The following is a 14,298-nucleotide window of genomic DNA, read 5'->3' as shown; positions in this document are numbered from 1 at the left end:
ACGGGGGAGGGCGGTCAGGATGAGTCAGGTGGTCACCGAGACCATGGTGCGCGTCGAGGACGTGCACAAGTCGTACGGCACCGGAGCCGCCGCCGTCCACGCGCTGCGCGGTGTCTCCTTCGAGGTCCCGCGCGGCGAACTGGTCGCCCTCAAGGGCCGCTCCGGATCCGGCAAGACCACCCTCCTGAACATCGTCGGCGGCCTCGACACCCCCGACCGGGGACGAGTCCACGTCGACGGACGCGACCTCGCCGGCCTCGACGAGAACGGGCTGCTCGCCCTGCGCCGGGACCACGTCGGCTTCGTCTTCCAGTCCTTCGGCCTCATCCCCATCCTCACCGCGGCCGAGAACGTCGGCGTCCCGTTGCGGCTGCGCCGCGCCGGCCCGCGCGAGCGCGAGGAACGCGTCGACCTGCTGCTGTCCCTGGTCGGCCTCGCCGACCACGCCGCCCAGCGGCCCGGCGAACTCTCCGGCGGCCAGCAGCAGCGGGTCGCCATCGCCCGCGCCCTCGCCAACAGCCCCTCCCTCCTCATCGCCGACGAGCCGACCGGCCAGCTCGACGCGGAGACCGGACACGCCGTGATGGAGCTGCTGCGCGCGGTCGTCCGCAGCGAGCACGTCACCGCGCTCGTCGCCACCCACGACCCCACCCTCCTCGACCTCGCCGACCGCGTCCTGGAGCTGAGCGACGGCGAGATCACCGAGCACTGACCCCCACGGGGGCCCCGCGCCCGGCCGGGCGTGACGGGGGAAGACAATGGGGTCATGGGACGTGGCAGCCTTCGGATCCACCTCGGTGCGGCACCGGGCGTCGGCAAGACGTACGCGATGCTCTCCGAGGCGCACCGCCGTGCCGGACGCGGCACGGACTGCGTGGTCGCCTTCGCCGAACCGCACGGCAGGCCCCGCACCGAGGCGCTGCTGCACGGACTGGAGCGGATCCCGCACCGGGACGTCGAGCACCGCGGGGCCGTCCTGAGGGAGATGGACCTCGACGCCGTCCTCGTCCGCCGCCCCCGGGTGGCCCTCGTCGACGAACTCGCCCACACCAACGCCCCCGGCTCGCGCAACGCCAAGCGCTGGCAGGACGTGGAGGAGCTGCTCACGGCCGGGATCGACGTCCTGGCCACGGTCAACATCCAGCACCTGGAGTCGCTGGGCGACGTCGTGGAGTCGATCACCGGCGTACGGGAGCGGGAGACCGTACCCGACGAGGTGGTGCGGCGGGCGGACCAGATCGAGCTGGTCGACATGACGCCCGAGGCGCTGCGCCGCCGCATGGCGCACGGCAACATCTACCAGCCGGACAAGGTCGACGCCGCCCTGTCCAACTACTTCCGCCCCGGCAACCTCACCGCGCTGAGGGAGCTGGCGCTGCTGTGGGTGGCCGACCGGGTCGACGCCCACCTCCAGCGCTACCGCAGCGAGCACGAGGTCTCGGCGATATGGGGCTCCCGCGAGCGGATCGTCGTCGGCCTGACCGGCGGTCCGGAGGGCCGCACCCTGCTCCGGCGGGCCGCGCGGCTGGCGGAGAAGGGCGCCGGCGGCGAACTGCTCGCCGTCTACATCTCCCGCAGCGACGGGCTCACCGCGGCATCGCCCGGGGAGCTGGTCGAGCAGCGCACCCTGGTGGAGGACCTCGGCGGCACCTTCCACCACGTCGTCGGCGACGACATCCCGGCCGACCTGCTCGCCTTCGCCCGCGGGGCCAACGCCACCCAGATCGTGCTCGGCTCCTCGCGCCGCCCGGCCTGGCAGTACGTCTTCGGACCCGGCGTCGGCGCGACCGTCGCCCGGGACTCCGGACCCGACCTGGACGTGCACATCGTCACCCACGAGGAGGTCGCCAAGGGCCGCGGGCTGCCCGGCGCCCGTGGCGCGCGGCTCGGGCGTTCCCGGCTGGCCTGGGGCTGGGCGGTCGGCGTGGCGGGACCGGCGGTGGTGGCGGTGCTGCTCAGCGCCGTGGACCTGGGACTCGCCAACGACATGCTGCTGTTCCTGGCCCTGACGGTGGCGGCGGCCCTGCTCGGCGGGCTCTGGCCGGCCCTGGCCTCCGCGGCGGTCGGCTCACTGCTGCTGAACTACTTCTACACCCCGCCCCTGCACCGCTGGACCGTCTCCGACCCCAAGAACATCGTCGCCATCGTGATCTTCGTCGCGGTCGGCGCGGCGGTGGCGTCCGTGGTGGACCTCGCGGCCCGGCGCACCCACCAGGCGGCCCGGCTGCGCGCCGAGTCGGAGATCCTGTCCTTCCTCGCCGGCAACGTGCTGCGCGGTGAGACGGGCCTGGAGGACCTGCTGGAGCGGGTCCGGGAGACCTTCGGCATGGAGTCCGCCGCCCTCCTCGAACGCGAGGGCGACGTCGAACCGTGGACCTGCGCCGGCCGGGCGGGGCGCGGACGCCCGGTCGAACGGCCCGAGGACGCGGACGTGGAGGTGCCGGTCGGCGACCACATGGCGCTGGCGCTGACCGGCCGGGTGCCGCCCGCCGAGGACCGCAGGGTGCTGGCCGCCTTCGCCGCGCAGGCCGCCGTCGTCCTGGACCGCCGCCGGCTGCGCGAGCAGGCCGGCCGGGCCCACGCCCTCGCCGAGGGCAACCGCATCCGCACCGCCCTGCTGGCCGCCGTCAGCCACGACCTGCGCACCCCGCTGGCCGGGATCAAGGCCGCCGTCTCCTCGCTGCGCTCCGAGGACGTCGAATGGTCCCCCGAGGACCGGGCCGAGCTGCTGGAGGGCATCGAGGACGGCGCCGACCGCCTGGACCACCTGGTGGGCAACCTGCTGGACATGTCCCGGCTGCACACCGGCACGGTCACCCCCCTGATCCGTGAGATCGACCTGGACGAGGTGGTGCCGATGGCGCTCGGCGGGGTGCCCGAGGGCAGCGTCGCCCTGGACGTCCCCGAGGCCCTGCCCATGGTCGCCGTCGACCCGGGGCTGCTGGAGCGGGCGATGGCCAACGTGATCGAGAACGCCGTCAAGTACAGTCCTCCCGGCCAGTCCGTCCTGGTCGCCGCCAGCGCCCTCGCCGACCGGGTCGAGGTGCGGGTGGTGGACCGCGGCCCCGGCGTCCCCGACGAGGCCAAGGACCGCATCTTCGAACCCTTCCAGCGGCACGGTGACGCCCCGCGCGGGGCCGGGGTCGGTCTCGGCCTGGCGGTCGCCCGGGGCTTCGCCGAGGCCATGGGCGGCACGCTGAACGCCGAGGACACCCCCGGCGGCGGCCTCACCATGGCGCTCACCCTGCGCGCCGCGGGAGCACCGGCAGTCGCGGAAGAGACCGCGGAACCCGAAAGGCAGCCCTCATGACCCGTGTCCTGGTGGTCGACGACGACCCGGCCATCGTGCGCGCCCTGGTGATCAACCTCAGGGCACGTGCGTACGAGGTCGACTCCGCCCATGACGGCGCCGGCGCCCTCCGCGCGGCCGCCGCCCGCCATCCCGACGTCGTCGTCCTCGACCTCGGCCTGCCCGACATGGACGGGGTCGACGTGCTCAGGGAGCTGCGGAGCTGGAGCCGGGTGCCGGTCCTGGTGCTGTCCGCGCGGCACGCCTCCGGCGAGAAGGTCCAGGCGCTGGACGCGGGCGCCGACGACTACGTCACCAAGCCCTTCGGCATGGACGAACTGCTCGCCCGGCTGCGGGCCGCCGTGCGCCGCGCGGAGCCCGCCGGCGACGGGGGGGACGCGGTGGTGGAGACCGCCGGGTTCACCGTCGACCTGGCCGCGAAGAAGGTCAACCGCGACGGCAGGGACGTACGGCTGACCCCCACCGAATGGCATCTGCTGGAGGTGCTGGTGCGGGCCGGCGGCCGGCTGGTGGCGCAGAAGCAGCTGCTGAAGGAGGTGTGGGGGCCGTCGTACGGCACGGAGACGAACTACCTGCGCGTGTACATGGCGCAGCTGCGGCGGAAGCTGGAGGCGGATCCGTCACATCCGAAGCACCTGATCACGGAGCCGGGCATGGGCTACCGCTTCGAGAAGTGAAGGTCAGGGGCGTCCTCGCGCGAGATGGCCGGGAAAGGGCCGTTCGGAGCGGGGCGGCAGGGGGTACGTGACCGTCAGTGCACCCCGGTACGCTTCAGATATGAGTGCTGTTCCTCGATCCGAGAAGCCGGCAGGCCGGTTCCGGCGCATGCTCGACCGGCTCTCCTCGTCTCAGGAGGACCTGGAGTCCGAGGAGCTGCGCGAGGACGCCGAGACGGCCGGCTGTACGCGGATAGGCGACTGCCGCGACCGGCAGATCGTCACGGTTACTGGTACCTTGCGCACGGTCACGCTGCGGCCGCGCGCGGGGGTTCCGGCCCTGGAGGCCGAGCTGTTCGACGGCTCCGCCGCGCTCGACGTGGTGTGGCTCGGCAGACGCTCCATCGTGGGGATAGAGCCGGGGCGCAAGCTGATCGCATCAGGCCGGATCTCGATGAGCCAGGGCCGCCGGGTGCTGTTCAATCCGAAATACGAACTGAGACCCCTCGGACGGGAGTAGCCGGTGACGTCACTCGACAAGCCGACAACCGAAGACACATCCGCGGACGACGCCCGGGCGGTGACCGAAGCCGCCCTCTTCGAGGCGTTCGGCGGGGTGCGGGGCATGGTCGAGACGGTGCTCCCCGGGCTGCTCTTCGTCAGCATCTACACGGTCAACAAGGACCTGCACATGTCGGCGATCGCGGCGCTCGCCGTGGCGCTGGTGATGGTCGTGGTCCGGCTGGTGCGCAAGGACACCGTCAAGCACGCCTTCAGCGGCGTCTTCGGCGTGGCCTTCGGTGTGGTCTTCGCGATGATGACCGGCAACGCCAAGGACTTCTACCTGCCGGGCATGCTGTACACGCTGGGCCTGGCCCTGGCGTACATCGTCACGGCGATGGCGGGCGTCCCCCTGATCGGTCTGATGCTGGGCCCCGTCTTCAAGGAGAACCTCTCCTGGCGCACCCGCAACCCCGGCCGCAAGAAGGCGTACACCAAGGCCAGTTGGGCGTGGGGGCTGATCCTGCTCGGCAAGAGCGCGATCCTGTTCCCGCTGTACTGGTGGGCGGACACGACCCAGTTGGGCTGGGTGCTGATCGCACTGAAGATCCCGCCGTTCCTGCTGGCGGTGTACCTGACGTGGGTCTTCCTGGCGAAGGCGCCGCCGCCCATCGACGTGTTCGCCGAGATGGAGGCGGAGGAGCGCGCGGAGGAGGAGCGCGAGGCCGCCGCCGCACGGGAGAACGGCGGGACGACGACGGCCGGCCGTCACCGCCGCGAGTCCTAGTCCGTACTTCCGCACTTCCGCACGAAACTTCCGTACGGAAGAAGGGGGCGCCCGGAGAACTCCGGGCGCCCCCTTCTTCCACCTTCTACGACTCCCTGCGTACCGAGAGCAGGTCCTCCAACTGCTCCTCACGCGCCTGGGCGGCCACGAAGAGGAGTTCGTCGCCGGCCTCCAGGGAGTCCTCCCGGGTCGGCGTCAGGACGCGCGTGCCGCGGATGATGGTGACCAGCGAGGTGTCCTGCGGCCACTGGACGTCCCCGACCTGCGTGCCGGCCAGCGCCGACTCCTCCGGCAGGGTCAGCTCGACCAGGTTGGCGTCGCCGTGGCTGAAGCGCAGCAGCCGGACCAGGTCGCCGACGCTCACCGCCTCCTCCACCAGGGCCGACATCAGACGCGGGGTGGAGACGGCGACGTCCACGCCCCAGGACTCGTTGAACAGCCACTCGTTCTTCGGGTTGTTCACCCGGGCGACGACGCGCGGGACGCCGTACTCGGTCTTGGCGAGCAGCGAGACGACCAGGTTGACCTTGTCGTCGCCGGTCGCGGCGATGACGACGTTGCAGCGCTGGAGCGCCGCCTCGTCCAGGGAGGTGATCTCGCAGGCGTCGGCGAGCAGCCACTCCGCCTGCGGCACGCGCTCCACCGAGATGGCGGTCGGCGCCTTGTCGATCAGCAGGACCTCGTGGCCGTTCTCCAGCAGCTCGCCCGCGATCGAGCGGCCGACGGCGCCGGCTCCGGCAATGGCGACCCTCATCAGTGACCGCCCTCCTCTTCGGGACCCTTGGCGAACGCCGCCTCGACGCGGTCGATCTCATCGGTGCGCATCATCACATGCACCAGGTCCCCCTCCTGCAGCACCGTCTGCGAGCTGGGCAGGATCGCCTCGCCGAGCCGGGTCAGGAAGGCCACGCGCACGCCGGTCTCGTCCTGCAGCCTGCTGATCCTGTGTCCCACCCAGGCCGTGGAGGTGTGCACCTCGGCGAGCTGCACCCCGCCGGTGGGGTCGCGCCACAGCGGCTCGGCGCCCGAGGGGAGCAGCCGGCGCAGCATCTGGTCGGCCGTCCAGCGCACGGTCGCCACCGTGGGGATGCCCAGGCGCTGGTAGACCTCCGCACGGCGGGGGTCGTAGATGCGGGCGGCGACGTTCTCGATGCCGAACATCTCGCGGGCCACCCGCGCGGCGATGATGTTGGAGTTGTCGCCGCTGGAGACGGCGGCGAAGGCACCCGCCTCCTCGATGCCCGCCTCGCGCAGGGTGTCCTGGTCGAAGCCGACCCCGGTGACCCTCCGGCCCCCGAACCCGGAGCCCAGACGGCGGAAGGCGGTGGGGTCCTGGTCGATCACGGCGACCGTGTGCCCCTGTTCCTCCAGGGTCTGGGCCAGGGCGGACCCCACCCTTCCGCAGCCCATGATGACAATATGCATTCCGTCACACCGTGCTTCCTGCAGGCCGTTCGACCTTCATGACCTTCGTGCTCATGTCTCTCTTTCGGCTCGCCAGGCAAACATCGCGGCCTGAGTACGGGCCGCCAGGCAACATCATGCCGGGGGATCGCGGTCCCGACGCCCTCCGGGGCCCGGTCGCCACGTGCGCGCGCCGGGTCCGACGCATCCGCACCACCCGGGCGCGACCGATGCCCCGAGCAAGGAGAGCCGGCCATGACCACCGAGATCGACGTCCTCGTCCTGGGCGGCGCGGGCGTGGACACGATCGTGCACGTGCCCGAGCTGCCCGTGCCGCTCGCCGACAGTCACATGATCCGGCCGGGCATCGTCACCCGCGCGGGACAGAGCGGCGACTTCGTCGCCCTCGGCACCAGCGCCCTCGGCCTGCGCACCCACCACCTCGACCTGATCGGCGACGACCACGAGGGCGACCTCGTCCGCGCCCTGCACCGGGACCACGGCATCGCGCTCACCGCCGTACCGCAGCCGTGCGGCACCAAGCGCGCGGTCAACCTGGTCGGCCCCGACGGCCGGAGGCTCTCCCTGTACGACGCGACCCGCTGGTCCGAGACGGACCGGCTGCCCGAGGAGACGGTGCGCGAACTGGCCGCCGTCAGCCGGCACGCCCACGTCGTCATCACCCAGCCGTGCGCCGACGCCCTGCCCCTGCTGCGCGAGGCGGGCGTGACGATCTCGACCGACCTGCACGACTGGGACGGCGTCAACCCCTACCACGAGCCCTTCGCCCTCGCCGCGGACCTCGTCTTCCTCTCCGCCGCCGCCCTGACCGACCCGGAGGCCGCCATGCGCCGGATCGCCGCGCGGGGCCGGGCCCGGACCGTCGTCGCCACCGCGGGCGCCGAGGGCGCGTACCTGCTGGCCGACGACGAACTGACCCACGTCCCCGCGGCCGAGCCCCCGGCACCGGTCGTCGACTCCAACGGGGCCGGCGACGCCTTCGCGGCCGCCTTCCTGCACGGCCGGCTCGGCGGCGCAGGCGCCCTCCACTGCGCCCGGCTCGGGGCGGTGGCGGGGGCGTACGCCTGCACGGTGCCGTCGACGCGGGTGGCCGCCATCGGACCGGAGGAGCTGCTCGCAGGAGTCGCCGGGCGGGTCCCCGGGGCGGTCAGCGGCGCGTGATGCTGCGCACGCTCGCCAGCGCGAGGATCCCGAGGCCGACGAGGGCGGCCGCGGCGCCGATCAGTTCTGCGGTCGGACACATGGGAACCTCCACGGGACGTGGCGACTACGGCCGGACTGGTCATATAGGCATGGAACTGCCCCGACCTGCCGAATCCCCGGTCCGGTCACCGGTGATTTCACCCGGAGAGCAGAGGCCGTATGGAAGCCGTATGGATGTGGGGTGGTGGTTGGGCCGCCCCCGGTCCTAAGGCTTACGATTCACTGCTGTGTCCAAATTGACCGACGTGCCCAAACGGATTCTTATCGGGCGCGCACTGCGCAGTGACCGACTGGGTGAAACGCTCCTGCCGAAGCGTGTCGCCCTCCCCGTCTTCGCCTCCGACCCGCTCTCCTCCGTGGCGTACGCCCCCGGCGAGGTGCTGCTGGTCCTGTCGATCGCGGGCCTGTCGGCGTACCACTTCAGCCCCTGGATCGCCGTCGCGGTCGTCGTGCTGATGTTCACCGTGGTCGCCTCCTACCGTCAGAACGTCCACGCCTACCCCAGCGGCGGCGGCGACTACGAGGTGGCCACCACCAACCTCGGCCCCAAGGCCGGACTGACCGTCGCCAGCGCCCTGCTCGTCGACTACGTCCTCACCGTCGCCGTGTCGATCTCCTCCGGCATCGAGAACCTGGGTTCGGCGGTCCCGTTCGTCGTCGAGCACAAGGTGGCCTGCGCGATCGGCGTGATCGTGCTGCTGACGCTGATGAACCTGCGCGGGGTCAAGGAGTCGGGCACGCTCTTCGCGATCCCCACCTACGTCTTCGTCGCGGGCGTCTTCACGATGATCGCGTGGGGTGCGTTCCGCGGGGTCGTGCTCGGCGACGACATGCGGGCGCCGACCGCGGACTACGAGATCAAACCCGAACACCCGGGCCTCGCCGGCTTCGCCCTGCTCTTCCTGCTCCTGCGCGCCTTCTCCTCCGGCTGCGCCGCGCTCACCGGTGTCGAGGCGATCTCCAACGGCGTACCGGCCTTCCGCAAGCCCAAGTCGCGCAACGCCGCGACCACGCTCGCCATGATGGGCCTGCTCGCCGTCACCATGTTCTGCGGCATCATCGGACTGGCCATGGCCACCGACGTCCGCATGGCCGAGAACCCCGCCAAGGACCTGATCCACGACGGCGCCCCGCTCGGCGCGGACTACGTCCAGGACCCGGTGATCTCCCAGGTCGCCGAGGCCGTCTTCGGCCACGGCAGCCTCCTGTTCATCATCCTCGCCGCCGCCACCGCGCTGGTGCTGTTCCTCGCCGCGAACACCGCCTACAACGGCTTCCCGCTGCTCGGCTCGATCCTCGCCCAGGACCGCTACCTCCCCCGCCAGCTCCACACCCGCGGCGACCGCCTCGCCTTCTCCAACGGCATCGTGCTGCTCGCCGGCGCGGCCGCCCTGCTGGTGTGGGTCTACGGAGCGGACTCCACGCGGCTGATCCAGCTCTACATCGTCGGCGTGTTCGTGTCCTTCACGCTCAGCCAGATCGGCATGGTCCGCCACTGGAACCGGCTGCTGGCCACCGAGGGGGACCAGGCCAAGCGCCGCCACATGGTCCGCTCCCGGGCCATCAACACCTTCGGCGCCTTCTTCACCGGCCTGGTCCTGGTCGTCGTCCTCGTCACCAAGTTCACCCACGGCGCCTGGGTCGCGCTGCTCGGCATGTGCATCTTCTACGCGACGATGACGGCGATCCGTAAGCACTACGACCGCGTCGCCGAGGAGATCGCCGCCCCCGAGGCCCCGAACGACGACATGGTGCGGCCCTCCCGCGTCCACTCGGTCGTCCTGATCTCCAAGATCCACCGGCCCGCGCTGCGCGCCCTCGGCTACGCCAAGCTGATGCGCTCCGACAGCCTGGAGGCGCTCAGCGTCAACGTGGACCCGGCCGACACCAAGGCGCTCCGCGCGGAGTGGGAACGGCGCGGCATCGACGTACCCCTGAAGGTGCTCGACTCGCCGTACCGCGAGGTCACGCGCCCGGTCATCGACTACGTCAAGAGCCTGCGCAAGGAGTCCCCGCGCGACGTGGTCTCCGTGATCATCCCCGAGTACGTGGTCGGCCACTGGTACGAACACCTGCTGCACAACCAGAGCGCGCTGCGGCTCAAGGGCCGGCTGCTGTTCACGCCCGGCGTGATGGTGACCTCGGTGCCGTACCAGCTCCAGTCCTCCGAGGCGGCCAAGCAGCGCGCCCGCAGGCGGCAGGACTGGGTCGCCCCCGGCTCGGTGCGCCGCGGTCCGGCGGAGCGGGCGAAGGACCCCTCCTCGCACACGTAGACTGGTGGGCTGTTGTCCCGGGCCTTGAGGGGCCCGTCCGCTCTCGATGTTGTGGAGTCACCCCGCCATGCAGGCAGAACCGAGGAAATCACTGGTGGGGGAGGAGTACGAGGTCGAGGTCGGCCCCGTCGCCCACGGCGGCCACTGCATCGCCCGCACCTCCGAGGGCCAGGTCCTCTTCGTCCGGCACGCGCTGCCCGGCGAACGGGTCGTCGCGCAGGTCACCGAGGGCGAGGAGGGGGCCCGCTTCCTCCGCGCGGACGCGGTGCGGGTGCTGGACGCCTCCAAGGACCGCATCGACGCCCCCTGCCCCTTCGCCGGCCCCGGCCGCTGCGGCGGCTGCGACTGGCAGCACGCCAAGCCGGGCGCCCAGCGCCGCCTGAAGGGCGAGGTCGTCGCCGAACAGCTCCAGCGCCTCGCCGGGCTCACCCCCGAGGAGGCCGGCTGGGACGGCACGGTGATGCCGGCCGAGGGCGACAAGGTCCCCGCCGGCCAGGTCCCGGCGTGGCGCACACGCGTGCAGTACGCCGTCACCGCTGACGGCCGCGCGGGACTGCGCCGGCACCGCTCGCACGAGGTCGAGCCGATCGACCACTGCATGATCGCCGCCGAGGGGGTCAGCGAGCTGGGCATCGAGAAGCGGGACTGGACGGGCATGGACTCCGTCGAGGCGATCGCCGCGACGGGCTCCCAGGACCGCCAGGTCGTCCTCACCCCCAAGCCGGGCGCCCGCCTCCCCCTGGTCGAACTCGACCGCCCGGTCTCGGTCATGCGCGTCGACGAGCGCTCCGGACAGCTCCACCGCGTCCACGGCCGCCCCTTCGTCCGCGAACGCGCCGACGGCCGCACCCACCGGGTCGCCGGCGGCGGCTTCTGGCAGGTCCACCCGAAGGCCGCCGACACCCTCGTCACCGCCGTCATGCAGGGCCTGCTGCCCCGCAAGGGCGACATGGCCCTCGACCTCTACTGCGGCGTCGGCCTGTTCGCGGGCGCCCTGGCCGACCGGGTCGGCGATGCGGGCGCGGTCCTCGGCATCGAGTCCGGCAAGCGCGCGGTGGAGGACGCCCGCCACAACCTCGCGGACTTCCCCCGCGTCCGCGTCGAACAGGGCAAGGTCGAGTCCGTCCTGCCCCGCACGGGGATCGACGAGGTCGACCTCATCGTCCTCGACCCGCCGCGCGCGGGCGCCGGCCGCAAGACGGTGCAGCACCTGTCCTCCCTGGGCGCCCGCCGCATCGCGTACGTGGCCTGCGACCCGGCGGCGCTGGCACGGGACCTGGCGTACTTCCGGGACGGGGGGTACCGGGTGCGGACGCTGCGGGTGTTCGACCTGTTCCCGATGACGCACCACGTGGAGTGCGTGGCGATCTTGGAGCCTGCGGGTAAGAGGTCCTGACCTGCGCTTTTGTTGTCCGGGCGGATTGCTCGACCTGTTTCCGTCCGCGCAACGGTTCGTGCGGACGGATCGATCGTTGCACCTCGCTGACCTGCGGATTCGCGAGCGAGATGCATGTATCGGTGGCGCCTTCAGAGGGTTGTCCGGAGATTCTTGACGCTCGGATGACGCTCGAAGCGGAAGTCTCTGCTGTACCACCGCAAGCGGTGCGAGCGACCATCCCGGCCCCACGTTCCTTGGGGCCGGGAACGCGGCTCGACCGTGCACCGTGACACCGGTCAGGTATCACCCCGTACGGAGATGACACTCCGACTTCCCGACGACCTCGACGCGAAGCTCACCGAGTGGGCTCGTCGGGAGGGCCGCAGCAAGCAGGAACTTGCCATCGAGGCCGCACCACAGAGCTGACCGGCGGGTCCGTGTGGACGTCCACACGCCGGAGCGGACTTTCCGCGCCGGGCAGGTCGTCCTGGCCTTACCACCCGCGACGGCGCTGGAGCGCATCGACTTCGCCGGCGCCCTGCCCGACGACCTCGTTCGCCTGGCCCGCTCCACTCCCGTGTGGATGGGGCCGCCGTCAAGGTCGTCGCCCGCTACTCCACCGCCTTCTGGCGCGAGGACGGGCTCGCCGGCGCGGCCTTCAGCAGGATCGGACCGCTCCAGGAGATCCACGACATGTCCGGCGCCGACGGACGTCCCGCGGCGCTGTTCGGCTTCGCGCACGCCCGGACCGTCCGGCCGGGCTTCGAGGACGCGGTGACCGCGCAACTCGGTGCGTGTTTCGGGCCCGCCGCGGCCTCACCCGAGGCCGTGTACGTACAGGACTGGAGTCGCGAGACCTGGACGGCCCCGCCTTCCGTGCAATCCCTCAGCGACTACTCCGTCTTCGGCCACGACTTCTACCAGCGGCCGTTCCTCGACGGCCGGCTGCACTGGGCCTCGACCGAGACGGCCACCGACCACGCCGGGCACATCGAGGGCGCTCTGCACTCCGGCGAGCGCGCGGCCCGCGCCGTCCTGTCCTCGGCCGCCCACGGCCGCGGCCTCCCCCTGGGCTGACAGTGAGGATGCCGACCCCCTGAGCGGCCAGGGCTTGGCGGACGGCGGCGGTGGCGGCGCCGAAGTCGGTGAGGGCCAGGCGGACGGTGCGGTCGTAGGACACGGTGCGCTGCTCCTTCGGTGCGGCGAAAACCCGGCTCCTTGGTACCCCGCTGAGTACCCGGCGCAGTGTACGTAATGCCACACACAGTGACATATGGGACGGCCGGAGCCGCAGGAATACCCCCTGGGGTATTGCTGTTAGGGTGGGTATCGAATACCCCCCGGGGTACACCGTTCTTGTGGAGGAGCCGCAGTCGTGTTCTTTGTCGACACCCTGGAGTTCGAGGGGCTGGGCAACCGCAGCTACCTGGTCGGCGGGCCCGACGCCGCGGTGGTCGTCGATCCGCCGCGCGACATCGACCGGGTCATCGCCGCGGCGGCCCGCCGCGGGGTGCGCATCGCTTTCGTGGCCGAGACCCATGTGCACAACGACTACGTCACCGGCGGTCTGGAGCTGGCCCGCGTCACCGGCGCCCGGTACCTGGTGCCGGCCGGGGCACACGTGTCCTTCCCCCGCACCCCGGTCGCCGACGGCGACACCGTGACGGTGGACGAGGGTCTGGTGCTCCGCGCGATCGCCACCCCCGGGCACACCCCGCACCACACCTCCTATGCCCTGACCGAGGACGGGCGCGGCGTGGCGGCGTTCACCGGCGGATCGCTGCTGATCGGCACGGTGGGTCGCCCCGACCTGGTGGAGCCGCGGCTGACCGAGCGGCTGGCCCGTGCCCAGCACGCCTCCGCCCACCGGCTGGCCGACGAGCTGGACGACGAGGTGCCGGTGCTGCCCACCCATGGGTTCGGCAGCTTCTGCTCCTCCGCGCAGGCCGAGGGGGACGCGACCACGATCGGCCGGGAGCGCGAGACGAACGACGCGCTGACCCTGGACGTGGACACCTTCGTCACACAGATGCTGGCCGGACTGGACGACGTACCCGCCTACTACGCGCACATGGGCCCGGCCAACGCCGCGGGCCCCGCACCGGTCGACCTCACCCCGCCGAGGCGTGCGGACGCCGAGGAGATCGCCTCCCGGCTGGCCGCGGGTGAGTGGGTGGTGGACCTGCGCAGCCGCACGGCCTTCGCCGAGGGGCACGTGGCCGGGTCGTTCAACTTCGAGGGCGAGGGCAAGCTCGCCACCTACCTGGCCTGGCTGATCCCGTGGGGCAAGCCCGTCACCCTGCTCGCCGACACCCCGGATCAGGTCGCCGACGCGCAGCGGGAACTGGCGCGGGTGGGCATCGACCGCCCGGCCGCCGCCGCCACCGGCGACCCGGCCGCCTGGGTCCGCGAAGGCGAGCGCCTCGCCTCCTTCCCCCGCGCCCGCTTCGCCGACCTCGCCGACGTCCGTGAGCGCGGCGACGACGTGGTCGTGCTGGACGTGCGCCGGGACTCGGAGCGCGTGGGCGGCCACATCGACGGCTCGGTCCACATCCCCGTCCACGAGCTGCACGGCCGGATCGGTGAGGTACCGCCCGGGACGGTATGGGTGCACTGCGCCGGCGGGATGCGCGCGGCGATCGCCGCCTCCCTGCTGGATGCCGCCGGCCGCGACGTGGTCGCCGTGGACGACAGCTTCGACGCCGCGACGGATGCCGGGCTGCCGCTGGCCTCCGGCTGATGTCCGACCGTTCTCCCCGCAAGGA

The 14,298-nt window shown here is 72.1% G+C and carries 12 protein-coding genes and 1 pseudogene; 11 read left to right on the top strand and 2 right to left on the bottom strand.

Features of this window, described 5'->3' with window-relative positions:
• Positions 1-19: 19 nt before the first annotated feature.
• The 5 genes from ACF1DX_RS11920 to ACF1DX_RS11900 all read left to right on the top strand — a co-directional run bounded on the left by ACF1DX_RS11920 (position 20) and on the right by ACF1DX_RS11900 (position 5,254).
• Positions 20-712 carry an ABC transporter ATP-binding protein gene (locus ACF1DX_RS11920; protein ID WP_391791050.1) on the top strand — a complete coding sequence of 231 codons (693 nt, stop codon included), beginning with the start codon at positions 20-22 and terminating at the stop codon, positions 710-712.
• A 54-nt stretch (positions 713-766) separates the two neighbouring features.
• Complete coding sequence (locus ACF1DX_RS11915) at positions 767-3,310, top strand: ATP-binding protein (protein WP_391791049.1); 2,544 nt, start codon at positions 767-769, stop codon at positions 3,308-3,310.
• Positions 3,307-3,987: a response regulator gene (locus tag ACF1DX_RS11910; protein WP_391791048.1), complete on the top strand. Its 681-nt coding sequence runs from the start codon at positions 3,307-3,309 to the stop codon at positions 3,985-3,987. Before ACF1DX_RS11915 ends, ACF1DX_RS11910 begins: the two co-directional genes overlap by 4 nt.
• 100 nt (positions 3,988-4,087) lie before the next feature.
• On the top strand, positions 4,088-4,486 hold the full coding sequence (locus ACF1DX_RS11905) for an OB-fold nucleic acid binding domain-containing protein (RefSeq protein WP_078913995.1): 399 nt from the start codon (positions 4,088-4,090) through the stop codon (positions 4,484-4,486).
• Positions 4,487-4,489: 3 nt separating this feature from the next.
• Positions 4,490-5,254 carry a DUF3159 domain-containing protein gene (locus tag ACF1DX_RS11900; protein ID WP_391791047.1) on the top strand — a complete coding sequence of 255 codons (765 nt, stop codon included), beginning with the start codon at positions 4,490-4,492 and terminating at the stop codon, positions 5,252-5,254.
• A gap of 85 nt (positions 5,255-5,339) precedes the next feature.
• Here ACF1DX_RS11900 and ACF1DX_RS11895 read toward each other — a convergent pair whose 3' ends face one another.
• A complete protein-coding gene (locus tag ACF1DX_RS11895; RefSeq protein ID WP_125503764.1) occupies positions 5,340-6,008 on the bottom strand; it encodes a TrkA family potassium uptake protein in 669 nt (222 codons plus the stop codon).
• Positions 6,008-6,679 carry a potassium channel family protein gene (locus tag ACF1DX_RS11890; RefSeq protein ID WP_391791046.1) on the bottom strand — a complete coding sequence of 224 codons (672 nt, stop codon included), beginning with the start codon at positions 6,677-6,679 and terminating at the stop codon, positions 6,008-6,010. The genes ACF1DX_RS11895 and ACF1DX_RS11890 overlap by 1 nt, the downstream gene beginning before the upstream one ends.
• Before the next feature lie 234 nt (positions 6,680-6,913).
• On the opposite strand from ACF1DX_RS11890, the gene ACF1DX_RS11885 reads away from it, so the two are divergent.
• From ACF1DX_RS11885 to ACF1DX_RS11860, 6 genes and pseudogenes are all read left to right on the top strand, one after another.
• Complete coding sequence (locus ACF1DX_RS11885; RefSeq protein ID WP_391791045.1) at positions 6,914-7,840, top strand: PfkB family carbohydrate kinase; 927 nt, start codon at positions 6,914-6,916, stop codon at positions 7,838-7,840.
• 269 nt (positions 7,841-8,109) lie between these two features.
• Positions 8,110-10,155 (top strand): APC family permease, encoded by a 2,046-nt coding sequence (locus ACF1DX_RS11880; RefSeq protein WP_391791044.1) that lies wholly within the window; start codon positions 8,110-8,112, stop codon positions 10,153-10,155.
• Positions 10,156-10,222: 67 nt separating this feature from the next.
• Positions 10,223-11,551, top strand: coding sequence for a class I SAM-dependent RNA methyltransferase (locus tag ACF1DX_RS11875; protein WP_391791043.1), 1,329 nt, complete (start codon positions 10,223-10,225; stop codon positions 11,549-11,551).
• A 300-nt stretch (positions 11,552-11,851) separates the two neighbouring features.
• A pseudogene (locus ACF1DX_RS11870) lies at positions 11,852-11,944 on the top strand (ribbon-helix-helix protein, CopG family); the annotation flags it as partial.
• Between the two features lie 168 nt (positions 11,945-12,112).
• A complete protein-coding gene (locus ACF1DX_RS11865) occupies positions 12,113-12,610 on the top strand; it encodes an FAD-dependent oxidoreductase (protein WP_391791042.1) in 498 nt (165 codons plus the stop codon).
• Positions 12,611-12,908: 298 nt separating this feature from the next.
• The gene (locus tag ACF1DX_RS11860) at positions 12,909-14,273 is read left to right on the top strand and encodes a rhodanese-like domain-containing protein (protein ID WP_391791041.1); all 1,365 of its coding nucleotides are present in this window, start codon (positions 12,909-12,911) and stop codon (positions 14,271-14,273) included.
• Positions 14,274-14,298: the final 25 nt, after the last annotated feature.

Origin of the sequence: Streptomyces sp. NPDC014676, from assembly GCF_043084105.1 — a bacterium.
Taxonomy (GTDB): Bacteria; Actinomycetota; Actinomycetes; order Streptomycetales; family Streptomycetaceae; genus Streptomyces.
The sequence above is the reverse complement of the archived record's forward strand: the minus strand, read 5'-3'. Positions and strand labels throughout refer to the sequence as shown.

Coding starts and splice junctions, on each gene's coding strand:
- ACF1DX_RS11920 (WP_391791050.1), top strand. CDS start 20: ATGAGTCAGGTGGTCACCGAGACCATGGTGCGCGTCGAGGACGTGCAC.
- ACF1DX_RS11915 (WP_391791049.1), top strand. CDS start 767: ATGGGACGTGGCAGCCTTCGGATCCACCTCGGTGCGGCACCGGGCGTC.
- ACF1DX_RS11910 (WP_391791048.1), top strand. CDS start 3,307: ATGACCCGTGTCCTGGTGGTCGACGACGACCCGGCCATCGTGCGCGCC.
- ACF1DX_RS11905 (WP_078913995.1), top strand. CDS start 4,088: ATGAGTGCTGTTCCTCGATCCGAGAAGCCGGCAGGCCGGTTCCGGCGC.
- ACF1DX_RS11895 (WP_125503764.1), bottom strand. CDS start 6,008: ATGAGGGTCGCCATTGCCGGAGCCGGCGCCGTCGGCCGCTCGATCGCG.
- ACF1DX_RS11890 (WP_391791046.1), bottom strand. CDS start 6,679: ATGCATATTGTCATCATGGGCTGCGGAAGGGTGGGGTCCGCCCTGGCC.
- ACF1DX_RS11885 (WP_391791045.1), top strand. CDS start 6,914: ATGACCACCGAGATCGACGTCCTCGTCCTGGGCGGCGCGGGCGTGGAC.
- ACF1DX_RS11875 (WP_391791043.1), top strand. CDS start 10,223: ATGCAGGCAGAACCGAGGAAATCACTGGTGGGGGAGGAGTACGAGGTC.